Source organism: Desulfopila aestuarii DSM 18488 (assembly GCF_900143695.1).
Lineage (GTDB): Bacteria > Desulfobacterota > Desulfobulbia > Desulfobulbales > Desulfocapsaceae > Desulfopila > Desulfopila aestuarii.
Genome location: NZ_FRFE01000018.1, coordinates 1 through 17,224, shown reverse-complemented (window position 1 = coordinate 17,224; position 17,224 = coordinate 1). Strand labels below are relative to the sequence as shown.

The 17,224-nt window shown below is 52.1% G+C and carries 13 protein-coding genes; 9 read left to right on the top strand and 4 right to left on the bottom strand.

Features of this window, described 5'->3' with window-relative positions:
* Positions 1-91: 91 nt before the first annotated feature.
* Positions 92-1,504 (bottom strand): sigma-54-dependent transcriptional regulator, encoded by a 1,413-nt coding sequence (locus BUF15_RS16585; RefSeq protein ID WP_073614832.1) that lies wholly within the window; start codon positions 1,502-1,504, stop codon positions 92-94.
* A 103-nt stretch (positions 1,505-1,607) separates the two neighbouring features.
* The gene (locus tag BUF15_RS16580; protein WP_073614831.1) at positions 1,608-3,749 is read right to left on the bottom strand and encodes a sensor histidine kinase; all 2,142 of its coding nucleotides are present in this window, start codon (positions 3,747-3,749) and stop codon (positions 1,608-1,610) included.
* A gap of 522 nt (positions 3,750-4,271) precedes the next feature.
* On the opposite strand from BUF15_RS16580, the gene BUF15_RS16575 reads away from it, so the two are divergent.
* From BUF15_RS16575 to BUF15_RS16535, 9 genes are all read left to right on the top strand, one after another.
* Positions 4,272-6,008: a sigma 54-interacting transcriptional regulator gene (locus tag BUF15_RS16575; protein ID WP_073614901.1), complete on the top strand. Its 1,737-nt coding sequence runs from the start codon at positions 4,272-4,274 to the stop codon at positions 6,006-6,008.
* 393 nt (positions 6,009-6,401) lie between these two features.
* Positions 6,402-7,712, top strand: a complete 1,311-nt coding sequence (gabT, locus tag BUF15_RS16570) for a 4-aminobutyrate--2-oxoglutarate transaminase (protein ID WP_073614830.1) — start codon at positions 6,402-6,404, stop codon at positions 7,710-7,712.
* A 147-nt stretch (positions 7,713-7,859) separates the two neighbouring features.
* Positions 7,860-9,623: an aldehyde ferredoxin oxidoreductase family protein gene (locus tag BUF15_RS16565; protein ID WP_073614829.1), complete on the top strand. Its 1,764-nt coding sequence runs from the start codon at positions 7,860-7,862 to the stop codon at positions 9,621-9,623.
* 37 nt (positions 9,624-9,660) lie between these two features.
* Entirely contained in the window at positions 9,661-11,124 is a 1,464-nt protein-coding gene (locus BUF15_RS16560; RefSeq protein ID WP_073614828.1) for an NAD-dependent succinate-semialdehyde dehydrogenase, read from the top strand.
* Positions 11,125-11,346: 222 nt separating this feature from the next.
* Positions 11,347-12,120: an ABC transporter ATP-binding protein gene (locus BUF15_RS16555; RefSeq protein WP_073614827.1), complete on the top strand. Its 774-nt coding sequence runs from the start codon at positions 11,347-11,349 to the stop codon at positions 12,118-12,120.
* A gap of 39 nt (positions 12,121-12,159) precedes the next feature.
* Positions 12,160-12,933 carry an ABC transporter substrate-binding protein gene (locus tag BUF15_RS16550; protein WP_073614826.1) on the top strand — a complete coding sequence of 258 codons (774 nt, stop codon included), beginning with the start codon at positions 12,160-12,162 and terminating at the stop codon, positions 12,931-12,933.
* 70 nt (positions 12,934-13,003) lie between these two features.
* Positions 13,004-13,696, top strand: coding sequence for an ABC transporter permease (locus BUF15_RS16545; RefSeq protein WP_073614825.1), 693 nt, complete (start codon positions 13,004-13,006; stop codon positions 13,694-13,696).
* A gap of 1 nt (position 13,697) precedes the next feature.
* Positions 13,698-14,405, top strand: coding sequence for an ABC transporter permease (locus BUF15_RS16540; RefSeq protein ID WP_073614824.1), 708 nt, complete (start codon positions 13,698-13,700; stop codon positions 14,403-14,405).
* A gap of 34 nt (positions 14,406-14,439) precedes the next feature.
* Entirely contained in the window at positions 14,440-15,573 is a 1,134-nt protein-coding gene (locus BUF15_RS16535) for a succinylglutamate desuccinylase/aspartoacylase family protein (protein WP_073614823.1), read from the top strand.
* Here the strand turns inward: BUF15_RS16535 and BUF15_RS16530 are convergent.
* Both BUF15_RS16530 and BUF15_RS16525 read right to left on the bottom strand, forming a co-directional pair.
* On the bottom strand, positions 15,559-16,203 hold the full coding sequence (locus tag BUF15_RS16530) for a PAS domain-containing protein (RefSeq protein ID WP_073614822.1): 645 nt from the start codon (positions 16,201-16,203) through the stop codon (positions 15,559-15,561). The two genes, BUF15_RS16535 and BUF15_RS16530, sit on opposite strands and share 15 nt — an antisense overlap.
* A 403-nt stretch (positions 16,204-16,606) precedes the next feature.
* Positions 16,607-17,224, bottom strand: a 618-nt coding sequence (locus BUF15_RS16525) for a transposase (RefSeq protein ID WP_143170747.1), incomplete at its 5' end; no start/stop codon positions are given.

The following is a 17,224-nucleotide window of genomic DNA, read 5'->3' as shown; positions in this document are numbered from 1 at the left end:
TACCTTGTCAACCAACATTGTCAACCATGGTTGACAATGTAAACTCTGGTTGACGCGTTTTTATACCACAAAACAACGGTACGTTAACCTATTAGCCTTCGTGCCTTTTCTTTATCCGCTTATGGAGGGCCTGCCGGGAAACCCCGAGCAGACGAGAGGCCTGACTCTGGTTATTGTCAGTGACAACCAGAGCGGATTCAATCGCATATTCAATGAGTTCCTCAATCGTCGGAAAATGACCAAACAGGCTCTCAAGTGGATTTGCAGCTCCTTCCGTCTCTGCAATCATGGGGATTGCCCCACCCAACCGCTCACCAATCAGGTTCTCATCGATATGGCCATGCTGACATCGGGCCACGGCATCGGAAATATACGCTTTCAATTCCCGCACATTGCCCCAGAACGGATGACGCATCAGCCTGGCAAGCGCCTGGTTGCTGATTGCTGGAACCTTCTTATTCATCGTAGTCGCCGCCTCGCCAATCAAATGCTCCACCAGCAGGGGAATATCCTCACGGCGGTCCCTGAGGGGCGGCACCCTGATCAGATGGGTGCTGAGACGATAGTAAAGATCCATGCGGAATTCACCATCCTGTCCAGCCAGTTTGCTTAAGTCCTTGTTGGCGGCAGTGATGATACGTGCATGACACTGTTTGGGCTGATCGGCACCAAGGGGATAATAGATTTTTTCCTGCAGCAGCCTGAGCAGCTTCACCTGCGACACTTCAGCGAGATCACCGATTTCATCAAGGAAAAGCGTACCGTTTGCAGCTTTCTCAATCAGCCCGGAACGGGATTTATCTGCTCCGGTATACGCACCCTTGGTGTGCCCAAACAGCGTGTCGGAAAGCAGGGTATCATCAAGGCCTGAGATGTCCACCGCCACAAACTCACCAGGCAAATTGCTCACTTCGTGAATTGCCCGCGCAATCAGTTCCTTGCCGGAACCGGTTTCCCCAAGGATCAGCGCCGGCAGGCCGCTGGCGGCTATCGATTCAATATACTGAAAAATACCGAGCATGATCGGGCTGCGGGTAACGATCTTCGAGAAGGCCGGATGACTGAACTCGCCGCCGCCAAAGGAGATTCCTTTAAGCGACATCACCTCATTTCTGAGTAATCCAATCTCAAGTGCGTTCCGCAAGGCGGAGCTGAACATCTTCAGGTCAATAGGCTTAACCAGGTAATCATGAGCCCCTAGTCGCAGACATTCAACAGCGGTCTCAATTTCAGAATCGGCGGTTATAATGATCACCGGGATCTGCGGCTTGTGCACCTTCAGCTGCCGCAAAACTTCCTGACCCGTCATATGCGGCATATTGAGATCAAGAAAGACCACCGGCGACTGCATGGACTCGAGTGTCGCCAGCACCAGACGGCTGTCATTTACCGTTCTGACATTACGGAAACCCATTGAGGTCAAGAGCAGACTGTACGCATCGAGCTCCGCCTGCTCATCGTCGACCAGGAGAATCTGGCAGCTTTTTAACTTTTCATCGATCATGTATAAACTCGTAAAATTTTCTCACGCCGAATGTCATCCAACTCATGCGCGGTGGGATTACTGTTGAATCGGTGGTAGCTGGGGGATTTCCGCCAGCTCCAAATCATCCATCGCGCTCGATGTTCATTCGTTTCAGTTTAATGGTAAATTTGGCTCCTGAATCGGTATTTTCCGCCAGCAACTCACCATTCATCTCCTTTTCCACTATCATTTTCGACATGTACAACCCCATGCCGGTACCGGACGAAGCGCTCTTGGTCGTATAATACGGGTTGAAAATACGTGGCAGAAGATGCTCGGGGATACCGCAGCCACTGTCACGGATTTCCATCCGAACATCATCGTCATCGGCATTAACAACGATATCGATTTTTTTCAACACTGGTGCATTTCCCGTATCCCCTTCTAGCCGCTCGACGATTGCGTCCTTGGCGTTGGCCAGAATATTCACCAGAACATGAATAAACTCACCCTCATAACCGTAAACGATCAAGGCCGATTCACCTGAAGCATTCTTAACGGTGAGCGAGATATCGGCATGCTTCATCTGCGCCTCCATGAGCTTGACAGCGTTGATGATCACTTTCAACACGTCCACCGGGCCCTTGGCCTTTGAAGGCTTGAAGAAGTTACGGAAATCGTCGATGGTCTTCGACATGAAATGGATCTGGCCACTTGCTCCCGTCACCAGTTTCTCGATAAACGACTTGGTCAGCATGTTGTTGATCTGAGCGGCCTGCAGGCTGGAGATATATGTGGACAAGGTGTTGAGCGGCTGTCGCCACTGATGGGCGATAACCCCGAGCATCTCTCCGGCAGCTGCAAGCTTCTGCGCCTGCATCAACTGCCCTTCGGCATCGACGCGTTTGGAAATATCCCTAATGCTGGAGAGCGTCAGTTCCTCATCATCAAGACGAAAAATCTTGAGGCTCACGGAAGCAGGGAACTCCATACCATCCGAACGCACGAACGACCACCGAAAAGCTTGCTGGTCGCCCTCATGGGCTGCTCGGATAATCTCCTCAAGTTTCTTCTCACTCAGCCCCCCATCTGGCTGATAGGCAGGTGATAGATCAAGGAATCCCTTACCGATGAGCGCCTCCCGGCTGGTGCCGAAAACCTCTGCTGCCCGTTGGTTGCATTCGGAAAAAACCGGCCCCTTACTTATCAGGATGGCGTCATTCGCTACGTTAAACAGTGTCTGGTAGTAGGTTTCGACCTCCTTCCTACGGGTTATGTTCCACTCAAGATCCTTATTGATACCTGTGATTTCCTGCTGATGCTGCTGGACAACGTCCGTATAGCGCCTGCTGTAAAAAAACACCGCCACTCCGCTGATTCCTGCTACAACTAATACTCCCAAAGCCAGTATACCAAGGACTTTCAGAGCGATCTCGGTTGCAAAGATCATCGTCGTCTGGCGCACGCGGGAATACGCTTCGTCACGTGGAGCGGTCACACAGAGGAACCAGTCAGAATTTTCGATCTTGCTAAACGAGAGCACATGTTCACGTTGAGCCTGGTCGAAATAGGTCATTGTCCCAATATCGGCTGTCATAAAGCTCTTTAGACCTTCGGACAGATTGGTCTCAATATCCTGGAGCCTGGTCTTCATGACGTAATCCTGATTAGGGTGGACGATGATAGTGCCACTCTTTTCGACAATAAACGCATAGCCCGAATCTCCCACCCGGAGATTGACGACATTCTTCACAAGGGTGTCAAGAACGGTGTCAGCGCCCATAACGCCAACAAGTTGAGCATCCAGCTCCAGCGGCTTGACCAAGGCTATTACCAGTTTGTTTGTCACCAGATCAATGTAGGGTGTGGTAAAGCTGATGGCGCCTATTTCAACCGCCCGATGAAACCATGGCCGCAGCCGGGGATCGTAGTCCGAAGGTGGCACCCAATCCGCGCCATCAATCAGCACCCCGTCTATTCTGCCAATATAAACATCGGTAAAATGGCCAGCCTTCATCGCCATTTTCAGCGGCTTCATCGTCTGATCATTGTTACCTATTTCTGAGAGCACAATAGAATCAGCGGCCGCAGTAAGAATCTTCATCTGCTGGTTCAGCCAGATTTCTACGGTATCTGCTGTCTTTACAGCCAAATCCTCCTGCTGCGAGGCGATAGTCTTTTCGACAATATGCGTCGTTATCCTGTAATTGACCGCCGCAACCACCAGGATCACCGCAGCCAGGATAGCCACTATCTGAATGTATTTCTTCGTCCACAAAACCATATCTACCATTTCCGTCAGGTCATGACTGACCGGCAAGATTCCCGACTATAAAGACTGACCTGCAGTTGCTGGGGATCAGATCTTCTGTACTGTATAACTTGGTTTTCATTTGCAACACTCGAACCAGAACTATCAATTATCGCAAATAGTTTACATCCTCATCCTCGGGATTCTGGTCGATATCGAGCCATGCCATAAACTGCACAACAGACATACAACTGATATTCCTAGGATAAAATTCATATCGCAACGAAGGCTTCGGCCAAAAGGGCAGTTTTAGGATGAGAACGGGATAAGTATATACCAGCCTGATGCTCCATCACAGCCAAAGCTTGCCTGCTTTTATTCTTTTGAGATTCAGGCGCAAAATATGCTAGTGTCATGCCATGCTTCATGGTGTTGAAAATTGGCGATGTTTTTTCTCTTCCTGCGAGGCATGACAGGACACTGATGTCGTCGACGGTATCCGGCCGAAATCAACAGAACAGGTCAAGCGACCAGCACAAGCCCAGGGTCATTTGTATGAACATACAGGACATATTCAGGTTCACCAGGCAGATTATACTGATCGTCGACTCCAACGGTTTTCTCTGCCAGTTCAATGAAATGGCTGCAGAAATCCTTCCGTTGGAGCAAAATACCCATATTGGGCTTCCCCTCTCAACCATCCTGCCACCTGTTATGGAGCCGCTGCAAAAGTGTTTCGACAGCGGTCAACCGGTTCGTGATCTGCCGCTTCGTATCAACGAATCACATCTTCTCCTTGATATCACCCCGATAATCCCCCCAGGCGGTCTGGCCGGAGCCATTTGCAGCCTGCATGAAGCCGTGGCATCATCCCCCCAGACACCCTTTGAGCAAACGACCGTCCAGTTTCTCAACCGCCATCTCGAAACTATTTTCAATGCCTCCTCCGATGGCATCTGGGTCTGTGACGGCAAAGGAACAGTGCTCAGCATTAATGCCGCCTCCGCTAAACTCAACGGCATCAACCCCGAGGAAATTACCGGAAAGAACGTGAACGATCTTCTGGAAGATAAGGAGTTCGACCAGTCGGTCACCGCCAAGGTTATTGCAAGCGGAAGGCAGGAGACGGTGATGCAATACATCTCAAGGACCAAACGATTCCTGCTTTCGACCGGTACACCATCGTTTACCAAAGAAGGGACCATCGACCTCATCGTTATCAACGAACGCGACATGACCGAGCTCAACATGCTGCGAAAACAGGTTGAAGAAGGCCAGAAAGTCAAAGAAAAGATAACAGAGGAGCTGACGGAACTCTCTCTTCTTGAGCTTGAACGAAACTCCATTATCGCCGAGAGCAGCCGGATGCGGCAGATACTGCAGATGTCGCTCAAGCTCTCCAACCTCGGTGCCTCCAACATCTTGATTCTTGGAGAATCCGGAACAGGGAAAGGGTTGCTGGCAAAGTTGATTCACAAGAACAGTAAGCGCAGGAAGATGCCATTTATCGAGATCAACTGTGCCGCCCTGCCTGAGCATCTGCTGGAAGCAGAACTGTTCGGCTACGAAAAAAACGCCTTTACCGGCGCCAGTAACAGGGGAAAAATCGGTCTCTTTGAATTGGCCAACGGCGGTACGCTCTTTCTCGATGAGATCGGCGATATGCCGCTGGCCCTTCAGGCTAAATTACTCAAATATCTCGATAGCCAGGAAATTCGGAGAGTTGGCGGTACCGAAACGATCAAGATCTCATGCGCAACAATCGCCGCAACCAATCAAAATCTGAGCAATCTGGTCAAACAAAAACTCTTCCGGGAAGATCTCTTTTACAGGTTGAACAGCTTCACCCTTGAGCTGCCGCCACTACGAGAGAGAAGTGAGGACATTTCCGGACTCATCCGCCACTACCTCAATGAATTCAATACCAAATACGATAGTCATAAAACCATCACCCCCAATGGCATGCGACTGCTACAGGCATATACATTTCCCGGCAATATCAGGGAATTGAAGAACATTATCGAGAATGGCGTGGTCCTAAGCGACACCAACCATATTGATGAGTTCATTAAAGCCGGCATCAGTGGAGAATTCCCCACAGTCCATGACAGCCAACATGCACAAGGAAGTTCCGAAGATACATCCAACCTCCCGGCACGACTCTCCGAGCTTGAGAAACAGTGCCTGCAAGAAGCCCGCAAGCAATTTGCAACAACACGGGAAATTGCGGTCGCGCTCGGTATCAGCCAGCCATCGGTGGTGCGTAAACTGAAAAAATACCACATCCACTAATGAACTGGTGACCCGCGTTACGACAACCAGGTCATCAATCACGCGTAAAGTCAGAATAACCATCAGCTTTTGATTCATACATGAATCAGTCAGCCTTTTAAATGCTGATTTTATATGCGAAATTCGAGAAAAACGTCACCGATACATTTACAAATCATTTCTATATATCTGTATTCATATATTTTATTATTATTATTGATTTACTATTGAATCAACTTTATCATTTAAGCCCTCTCACTCCTCCTTAGTTTATCCTCAACACGTTGGTTAAAAGCGCAATCACCCGATTGGCCTGAATTTTGCTAGACAAATTACGCTATCGTTCTATTCGACCGTTCACAACCTCTCCTGTTGTGAACCGAACACACCCTCAACACGCAAAAGGATTTTGACATGGAAAGCACATACACCAACGCAGCATTGCACGACCTCCGGACCAAAGTGATTGCCAAAGGAAACGCCAGCGGCACAACCAATTATGTTTCCCACGCCAAAGGTGCCGTCATTGTGGATGTGGAGGGTAACGAGTTCATTGATTTCGCCGGCGGTATTGCCGTTATGAACGTCGGTCACTCTCACCCGAAAGTCGTTCAGGCCATCAAAGACCAGGCAGACAAGTTCACCCACACCTGCTTCATGGTTTCCCCCTATGCCTCTCCGGTAAAACTCGCCGATAAACTGTGCAACGCGGTTCCGGGTGATTCACCCAAGGCGGTCATGTTCGCCAACAGTGGTGCCGAAGCAGTAGAAAATGCGGTAAAGATTGCCCGCTATTACACCCAGAAGCCGGCCATCATCTGTTTTGAGAACGCCTTTCATGGTCGGACCCTGCTGACCATGACCCTGACTTCCAAGGTCAAACCCTACAAATTCGGTCTCGGCCCCTTCGCCCCGGAAGTCTACCGGATGCCGTTCGCCAACTGTTATCACTGCCCCTTCGGTAAGGAATATCCCAGCTGTAATGTCCAATGTGCCGACCACCTGAAGGAATTTTTCATCAATCATGTGGCCGCCGAGCAGGTAGCCGCAGTTATCGTTGAGCCAGTTCAGGGCGAAGGCGGTTTCGTCGCACCACCAAAAGAGTATTTCCAGAAACTGAAAGCCATCTGCGAGGAGAATAACATCCTCCTTATCGCCGATGAAATTCAGACAGGCATAGGCCGTACCGGTTATATGTTCGCCATGGAACATTATGGTGTCGAGGCCGACATCACCACCACCGCCAAGAGCCTTGCCGCCGGCATGCCACTTTCTGCTGTAGTTGGCAAGAAAGAGATCATGGACTCCGTACATCCTTCCGGTATCGGCGGAACCTACGGTGGCAACCCAATCGCTTGTGAAGCAGCGCTCGCCGTTTTCGACATCTTCGAGTCTGAAAACCTTCTGGATAAAGCCAAAAAGCTGGGCGAGACCTTGAATGCCACCTTCCGCGGTTTTCAGGAAAAGTATGATATTATCGGCGACGTCCGCGGTATCGGTCCGATGATTGCCATGGAACTGGTGAAAGACCGGCATGCCAAAACCCCGGCGACGGAAGAAACCCGTGCCCTGGTAAAATATTGTCTGGAGCGCGGACTGCTCATCCTGGCCTGCGGTTCCCACGGCAATATCCTGCGTTTCCTGATGCCACTGGTTATTACCGATGAGCAGCTGCAGAAGGGACTCGCCATTATTGACGACGGCCTTGCCGCCCTGCGCAAATAACAGCGTTGCATTCAACCGGACGCAAGCAGGAGCCGCTACCCAAAAGTTGGGGGCGGCTCCGTTGATGCTTGATCCGCATCCGACAGCTCAGGCAATAATTCGTATACAAGACGTTCGACAGGATCGCCTGTCATCAGGAGGAACATCATGCACGGCTATTTCAATCGTATCCTTACCATCAACCTCAGCGATCAGACGTTTGTCATAGAACCCGTTGACGATGAGATCCTCGCCGAATGCTCAGGCGGCAAAGGTCTTGCTACCCGCCTCCTCCTGGACCGTAATGCTCCCGGTGTTGATCCACTCTCCCCGGATAACCACCTGATTGTGGCCACCGGCCCCTTCTGCGGTGGCAGACTCTGGGGTGGCAGCAGGTTCGGGGTCTACACCAAATCTCCCCTGACCGGTTTCTACGCTGAATCCTATTCGGGCGGCAAGGTACCCGAAGCAATCGACTCCGCAGGTTTTGATGCGATCATTGTCAGCGGCAAGGCGGACAAACCAACCGTACTTGCTATCACTCCCGACAACGTCATCTTCCATGATGCCGGCGATGTCTGGGGCATGGAAACCTTCCAGGCCGAGGAGGAGGTTGTCAAACGCTTTAATCCAAACGTTGAAGGTTATCGTAAACCTGGAGCCATCACCATCGGTCCTGCCGGAGAAAATCTCGTGCGGTTTGCCATTATCGCCAACGACAAATGGCGCTGTGCAGGGCGAGCCGGTGTTGGGGCTGTACTCGGCTCAAAGCTGGTCAAAGCCATGGTCTTTCAAGGCGACCGGAAACGTGAGTATGCCAACCCCGAAGGTGTTGCCCAGTATGCCAGGGATTTTTCCGCCAAAAACATGGATAATCCCGGTGTCAAGGCCTATAAGAAAATGGGCACGACCATGATGGTCTCGCTGATGAATAATGTTGGCGCCTTCCCGGCAAAATACTGGAGTCAGGGTTCCTGTGACCATGTCGAAAAGATTAATGGCGAAACCTACCACGCAGAACACGAAATCAAACCGCATGCCTGTGCCAAGTGCTTTATGGCCTGCGGTCGACTGGCAAGAATCACCAAGGGCCGCCACAAGGACCTGAAACTTGAGGGGCCAGAGTATGAAACCATCTACTCCTTTGGTGGCATTTGCATGATCGAGGAGATGGAAGAAGTAGCCTACCTCAACGATCTCTGCGACCGGCTCGGCATGGACACGATCACCGCCGGTAATCTCTGCGGCCTTGCCATGGAAGCGAAAGCCCGTGGCCTGATCGATTATGACATCGATTATGGTAATGCCGATCAGGTAGCAGAACTCATCACCAAAATATCCGCGCGTGCTGATGTCGGCAACATCCTCGCCGATGGCATCAAGCAAACTGCTGCCCACTGGCAACTCGAAGATCTCGCTATTCATGTCAAAGGAATGGAACCGGCAGGCTATGATCCCCGCAAACTGAAAGGCATGGGCCTCACCTTCGGCACTTCGCCCCGTGGTGCCTGTCATCTGCGCACCACGTTCTACAAACCGGAACTGGCCGGTATGATTCCCCCGGAACAAATTGAAGGAAAAGCGGAGATGTTGATCGACTACGAAGACCGGCTGAACATCTTCGACACCCTGGTACTCTGCCGCTTTTATCGCGATCTCTACACCTGGGAGGAGCTCCAGCAAGCCCTCTCCGTCGTTACTGGTGAAGAAGCAAGTAAAGAACAGTTGCGAAAACGTGCGGCGTATATCACCAACATGACACGCCAATTCAACATTCGCGAAGGGCTCACTCCGCAGGATGATAAATTGCCAAAGCGGCTGCACAAAGAAAGCCTCCCGGAAGGTGGATCACTATCAGAGGCGGAAATGGAACTGTTGTTAAGCGACTATTACCGGCTACGCGGCTGGGACAGTCAGGGAGTTCCAGCATAAACGACAGCCAGACAGCGGAAAGCATGAGGAAGAAAACATGTTAACCCTACACGACACAAGCTTGCTGCGCAGCCAGGCATTTATTGATGGCTGCTGGATTAACGCTGACAGCGGCCAAACCGTAGATGTCCTGAATCCCGCAACCGGTGAGCTGGTTGGTTGTGTCGCAAGATGTGGGACAGCTGAGACCCGCAGGGCAATAGCGGCCGCAGAAAAGGCCCTGGTGGACTGGAGGGTACGACCCGCAAAAGAACGATCCGGCCTGTTGCGCTGTTGGTTTGACCTGATAATAGAACATCAGCAGGATCTCGCCCGCATTCTCACTGCCGAGATGGGCAAACCCCTGGCAGAAGCTGCGGGCGAAATCGCCTATGGCGCTGCCTATGTCGAGTGGTTCGCCGAAGAGGCCAAACGGGTGTACGGGGACACGATTCCCGGCCCGGACGGCAGCAAACGGTTGGTATGCATCAAGCAACCCGTCGGAGTCGTCGCCTGTATCACCCCGTGGAACTTCCCTAACGCCATGCTGACCCGCAAGATTGCTCCCGCGCTCGCTGCCGGTTGCACCGTCGTCTGCAAACCCGCCAACGCCACCCCCCTTTCAGCCTTAGCCCTTGCAGAACTGGCAAACCGGGCCGGAATCCCCGGAGGAGTCATTAACATCATTGCCGGCAAAACCAGGGAAATCGGCAGCGAAATGACCAGCAACCCTGTCGTACGCAAGCTGACCTTCACCGGCTCCACCCCGGTCGGCAAACAGCTGATGGCTGAATGCGCCACAACCGTCAAGAAGACCTCGATGGAACTTGGCGGCAACGCCCCGTTTATCGTCTTTGATGATGCCGATCTGGATGCGGCGATTCAGGGAGTCATGGCGTCAAAGTATCGCAACTGTGGGCAGACCTGCGTCTGTACCAACCGTATTCTGGTTCAGGAAGGGGTATATGACCAGTTTGTCACCAAACTGGTGGCAGCTGTCAATAGTGAACTTGTTCTCGGTAACGGCATGGATAAGGGTGTCACCACCGGTCCTCTTATTGATGAACAAGCCGCAAACGAGGTGCTGGCAATTATCGACGATGCCATCGCCAAAGGTGCCAGGGTATTAACCGGTGGTGGACGATCGGTTCTCGGTCGTTCATTTGTAGAGCCAACGGTACTCGCCGGAGCCAATACCACCATGCGACTGTATCGTGAGGAAATTTTCGGCCCTGTTGCCCCCATCTTTTCGTTCAAGACAGAGGAGGAGGCTATCACCATGGCCAATGACACCGAAGTCGGCCTGGCAGCCTATTTCTACTCCCGCGATATCGGTCGGATCTGGCGGGTCGGTGAAGCATTGGAGTACGGTATCGTCGGGATCAATGAAGGACTGATTTCCAACGAAATGGCTCCATTTGGAGGCATCAAGGAATCAGGGAACGGACGCGAGGGTTCAAAATACGGGATGGACGATTATCTTGAAATAAAATACCTCTGCATGGGCGGGATCGATCGATAATTGGCAGATCGCCTCCGCATACCTCGACCAGCAGCCGCTGCAGCAAAACCGCTAAGAAACTTCTCTTCGTACCAGAATCAATATTATTGCCTCTTCTGGTCACCGCATCAAACCACTGATCTGTCCATAGAGTTTGACAGTAGACGTGCATTTCTGTATATCTGGCTGAAATACAAACGTTCTCACAGTATCCAGTGAGTACGGTAATTTTCAGAGGATATCATGACAGTTTTACCACCAGCGGTCTCTGTTGAAGACCTCCACAAGCGCTTTGGCACCAATGAGGTATTACGAGGGATCAGCGTCGAAGCCCAACGGGGCGAAGTCATCTCCGTTCTCGGCCCCTCCGGTTCGGGAAAATCCACCCTTTTACGCTGTATCAACCTCCTTGAAATTCCCGACCAGGGAACTTTACGGGTTGCCGGTGAAGAGGTGTTGATGAAACGCAACCGCAAGGGTGAATACCAGCCCGCCGACCGCCGTCAGGTGGAACGCATCCGTTCCCGACTCGCCATGGTTTTCCAGCAGTTCAACCTCTGGTCTCACATGACCATTCTTGAAAATGTGGTCGAAGCCCCTATCCATGTCCTCAAGATCGACAAAAAGGAAGCAATGGAGCGGGCCAAGCATTACCTGGCAAAAGTCGGCATCGGCGACAAGTATGGAGCCTATCCGATCCAGCTCTCCGGCGGCCAGCAGCAACGGGCAGCCATTGCCAGGGCGCTGGCTATGGAACCGGAAGTCATCCTGTTTGATGAACCGACATCAGCACTCGACCCGGAACTGGTGGGCGAGGTACTGCAGGTCATACGGGCGCTGGCAGAAGAAGGGAGGACCATGATCGTGGTCACCCATGAGATGGGCTTTGCCAGGGAGGTGAGTTCCAGGGTGATCTTTATCGATCAGGGCGTCATCTGTGAAGATGGGACGCCGACAGAGGTTTTCGACAACCCGAAGTCAGAACGTTTTAAGTCGTTTACCGCCGCCATGATGTAAGGCGGCCACCACCAACCCAATTCACAAAGAGGAAGAAAAATGAGAAGAATTCTAGGAGTTGCGATCCTACTCTGCCTGCTGGGCACCACCGTACAGGCCAACGATTGGAAAAAAGTGCGTATCGGCGTCGAAGGCGCCTACCCTCCATTCAGCTACGTCCAGCCGGATGGTCAGCTGGCCGGTTTTGACATTGATATCGCCAAGGCGCTCTGTGAAGCCATGGGCTCAGAATGTGTGCTCGTTGCCCAGGATTGGGACGGCATCATTCCTGCTCTGCTTGCCAAAAAATACGATGCGATCATAGCCTCCATGTCGATTACTGAAGAGCGGAAGCAGAAGGTCGATTTTACTCATAAATATTACCAGACCCCTGCGAAGTTCATCCAGGAGAAAGGCATGATGAATGCATTCTCAACTGAGGCAATGAAGGGGAAAAAAGTCGGGGTCCAACGTGCCACCATTCATGACCGCTATCTCACCGACAACTATGGCCAGTCTGTCGAAATCGTCCGATACGCCAGCCAGGACGAGGCCTATCTTGATCTCACCGCCGGCCGGGTTGACATGCTGCTGGCCGATTCCGTCGCCCTTTCCGATGGCTTTTTGAAAAAGCCGGAAGGGAAAAACTATGAGTTCATCGGCCCGGACCTCAGTGATCCGAAATGGTTCGGTGAAGGTGCAGGCATCGCGATTCGGAAAGGCGAGACCGATCTCGCCGAGAAATTCAACAAAGCCATCGACACCATCCGCGCCAACGGCGTTTACAAACAAATCCAGGATAAGTATTTCGATTTCAACGTTTACGGTGAATAAGCGAAATCATTTCCTATGACATCAGGCGGCCGGATCACCTTTTCCCGGCCGCCCGACCAAAGCGTTTTCCATGTCCCTACTCCACGGCTACGGCCCATCCATTATTGAAGGAACCCTGCTCACGCTAGAGGTCTCTCTTCTCTCTCTGTTGCTGGCAGGTTTTCTCGGTTTTACCGGTGCGCTCGCCAAGCTCTCACCATCGCCGGTTCTGCGCTCGGCTGCCCAGGTCTACACCACCGTCATTCGCGGTGTTCCCGATCTGGTGTTGATGCTGCTGGTCTTTTTTGGCGGCCAGATCCTGGTGAATCAGATCGGCCCCTATTTCGGATACGACGAATACATCGATATCAATCCGTTTATTGCCGGGGTGGGTACCATTGGTTTTATCTTCGGCGCCTATATGACCGAAACCTTTCGAGGCGCCATACTGGCGGTAAACAAAGGCCAGATCGAAGCGGCTTACGCCTACGGTATGAGCAGTTTTCAGGTTTTTACCCGAATCATGCTGCCGCTGATGGTCCGCCACGCCCTGCCTGGTTTCGGCAACAACTGGCTGGTGCTGATCAAGACAACCGCCCTGGTATCGATCATCGGCCTCGATGATATGGTTCGCAAAGCGGCACTGGCCGCAGGCGCGACCCGTAAACCCTTCACCTTTTACCTGGTAGTGGCCATCAATTATCTGCTGATCACCACTGTTTCCATCTATCTGCTCAACTATCTCGAAAAACGGTACAGTGTCGGGGTGAGGAGGGAGGAGTAATATGAACCTGTCCATCATCACCGAAAATTTTGGCATCTATGCGGAGGGTTTGCAGAACACTCTGATGCTGGTCTCGATTTCCCTCGCGATCGGCCTCATCCTCGCCATTCCCCTGGCAGTGCTCCGCTGCTATGGATCACAGAGGGTACAGCTGCCGATCCGCGCCTTTGTCTATTTCTTCCGGGGTACACCGCTGCTGGTGCAGATGTTTTTGGTCTATTACGGCTTCGGCCAGTTCGAAGTACTGAAAACCAGTATTTTCTGGCCCTTTTTTCGCGAAGCCTATCTCTGTGCGCTCTTTACTTTCTCACTCAACACCTGCGCTTACACTGTAGAGATCATCCGCGGCGCCATGGTTGCCACCCCCCACGGCGAAATCGAAGCAGCACGGGCTGCGGGCATGTCTACGCCCCTCATGCTGCGACGCATTGTCCTACCCAGCGCCTTCCGGCGGGCGCTTCCAGCCTATTCGAATGAGATGATCTTCATGCTGCACGGTACAGCCCTTGCCAGTGTCATCACCATCGTCGATATCACCGGTGCAGCAAGAATTGTCAATTCAAGGTTTTACAGCCCCTATGAGGCGTTCCTCACTGCCGCCGTGCTCTATATGGCCATCACCTTCACCATCGTCTTTTTCGTCAAACGACTGGAAAACCGCTGGCACCGCCATTTACAGCCTCAACAACAGACAGCTGAAGACAATTGAATTTTTCCTGAGCACATCCAATTTACAGGCCCCTATGAAACGCATCGAACATCTTCTGCCATCGGCATCCATCGGCACCCAGAGGACTCTGGTCAGTATCCATTTCGGCAAACCCGACTGCGGCCGCAAGGTCTATATTCAGGCCGGCCTTCACGCAGATGAGGCTCCCGGTTACCTGGTTGCAACCCGCCTCGTGGAACTGTTAACTGTCGCCGAACAGGAAGGACGGATCTGCGGAGAGATCATCGTTGTTCCCGTCGCCAATCCCATTGGACTTGACCAGTGGACCATCGACAGCGTCCAGGGCCGTTTTGACCGCGTCGACAACGTCAACTTCAACCGCAACCATCTTGAGGTTGCAGAACAGGCTGCTGAGAAGTTGCAAGGAAGACTCGGAAATGATCCTGATGCAAATACCCACCTTATCCGGCAGGTTGTGGGCGAAGTTCTATCCGAAATGCGCCCGCTGGGCGAAACAGCATTTTTAAAACATCTGCTCTTCTCAATGTCCCATGATGCCGACATAGTACTCGATCTGCACTGTGACTTTCAGGCAGTGATGCATGTCTACACCGGCACCGCCCTCTGGCCGGAAGCCCACGATCTCTCAGCCCAGATGGGGGCATACGCAACCCTGCTCGCAGCGGAATCCGGCGGTTGTCCCTTTGACGAGGCCAACAGCCAGATATGGTGGCTTCTGGCGGAGAAATTTCCCGATCATCCCATTCTTCCGGCCTGCCTTGCGGCCACCGTTGAGTTACGCGGAAACAGCGATACGCTTCCGGCTCAGACCCAACAGGACACTGCCAACCTCTACACATTTCTCCAGCGACGCGGTTATCTTGCAGGAGAAGCCGGTCCCGTGCCGGAACTCCTCCACGATGCGACCCCGCTGGAAGGCGTCGATTATATTAAGGCGGAAGCTGCAGGAATTCTTTCGTACCTGAAAGAACCCGGGGAGATAGTCGACGAGGGGGAAGTGATCGCGAAACTGACCGACCCCATGGCAAAACCGGGCCAGGTGGCAATAACAGAGATTTCCTGCAAAACCAAAGGGGTTCTCTTTGCCAGGTCATGCGACAGGTTCGCCCGTCCCGGAAAAATCGTTGCCAAGGTGGCGGGAACGAAACCACTCGCCGGCAAAGGGAAACAGCTACTGACTATCTGAAATGTTGTCTTTTTTCTCTATCTTTTCGATAAAATTGACGGAACAGTCCGGACAGATCCCGTGACTGAACTCGGCATTGGAATGTCTGGTCAGGTATTCTTCCAGCTTATCCCAGGCTCCTTCCTCATCCCGAATGCGATAACAGTATGAGCAGATGGGGATAATGCCCTTCAGGGTGCGAATCTCATGCAGCGCTTCCTGCAAGGAGGCAATCAGCTGGTCCCGCTCCTTTTCAATGCGTTTACGGTCGGTGATGTCCATATTGGTACCGCTCATCCTAAGCGGCCGGCCGTCGTGTGCCCGCCTGACAACCTTGGCGTGATCGAGAATCCACCGGTAGCTGCCATCTTTCGCCCGCAACCGGTATTCACATTTATGGCAGTTACTCCGGCCTTCAAGGTGGTCGATAATCGATGCCCAGGCCCCATCACGGTCATCGGGATGAATCAGCCGGGTCCAGGTGTTGGTGTCGTTCTCGAAGTCCTCGGTGGTATAGCCGAGCATCTCCGCCCAGCGCTCATTTCGCTGGACCTCGCCGGTCTCTATGTTCCAGTCCCAGAAACCCTGCTGGCTCCCTTCAAGTACCATCTTCAGCCGTTCTTCGCTCAGTAGTAATTGCTCATGAACCATTCGCAAACACCTCTCTTTGCTCCGCCGTAACTGCATACTTCCGACTGGACCTGACCAACTGCCATCAGGCACACCTCCAAAGAGGTTTCCCTGTACTTTCGAAGGTATTGTAAAATACTGTACCTGGCAAGTCGATTCTGCCCTCAGCTGGCCAAATCGCCGCCTGCTTCATTTCGTTGTCCACAGTTTTTTTAGCCACTTTCCTGCCATGGACACACATTATGTTATGACCCTATGCGAAACCACACGTACTGCTTTGAGATGGCAGCTCCAGAATAACAAATCACTACGCTGCAGGACAAAGAACAAAAAGATGCATAATTTTTAACTTTTATTGGAGCCTCTTGCAAAATGACCAGAGCCTGAGGCTTTGTACTGTGGCCACAAATTGATCTTTGACAACTTAACCAAGCAGCCGTAAAAGTTGATTTGAAAATAAGGTGATAACTCCAAACATCAGGTGGAGGGACACCTTCGCGTGCCCCTTGACCATGACGTTGTTGGCACCAAAATCTTCTTTCAATCGGCTGTTTGCTCGTTCCGCGCTGGAGCGAATTTTGTAGCGCTCCGCTTCGTGAGGAGCCATAGGTAAGACATCTTTTCCACGTCCATTTTTATCGATGATCGGGACATGTCCAAAGCCCCGGCTGATCTCTTCGATTCGTTTGGCGTCGTAGGCCGCATCCATCAGATCATAAAGATAGGTCACCTTTCCACTGGTCAGTTTAATCAATGGAATCGCGGCCTGGCTGTCATGTAATGAGGCAGAGGTGACAAGGGCACTGATCGGTAGGCCGATATCGTTTGTATCCAGATGCAGTTTGTAACCGTTCCATGATATCTTATAGCCCTGCGCATTCTTCTTGGTCCCGCGATCACAGACAACCGGCAGTTCGCTGATAGCCTCCTCGGCACTCTGGTTCACTTGGCGATCAAGCCGTTTCTCGACGGGAGATTCCCGCTCTTCACCCTTGGCCGGACGACCTCTTTTGCGGGGCTTTCTCGGCTCTTTGACTTCCTT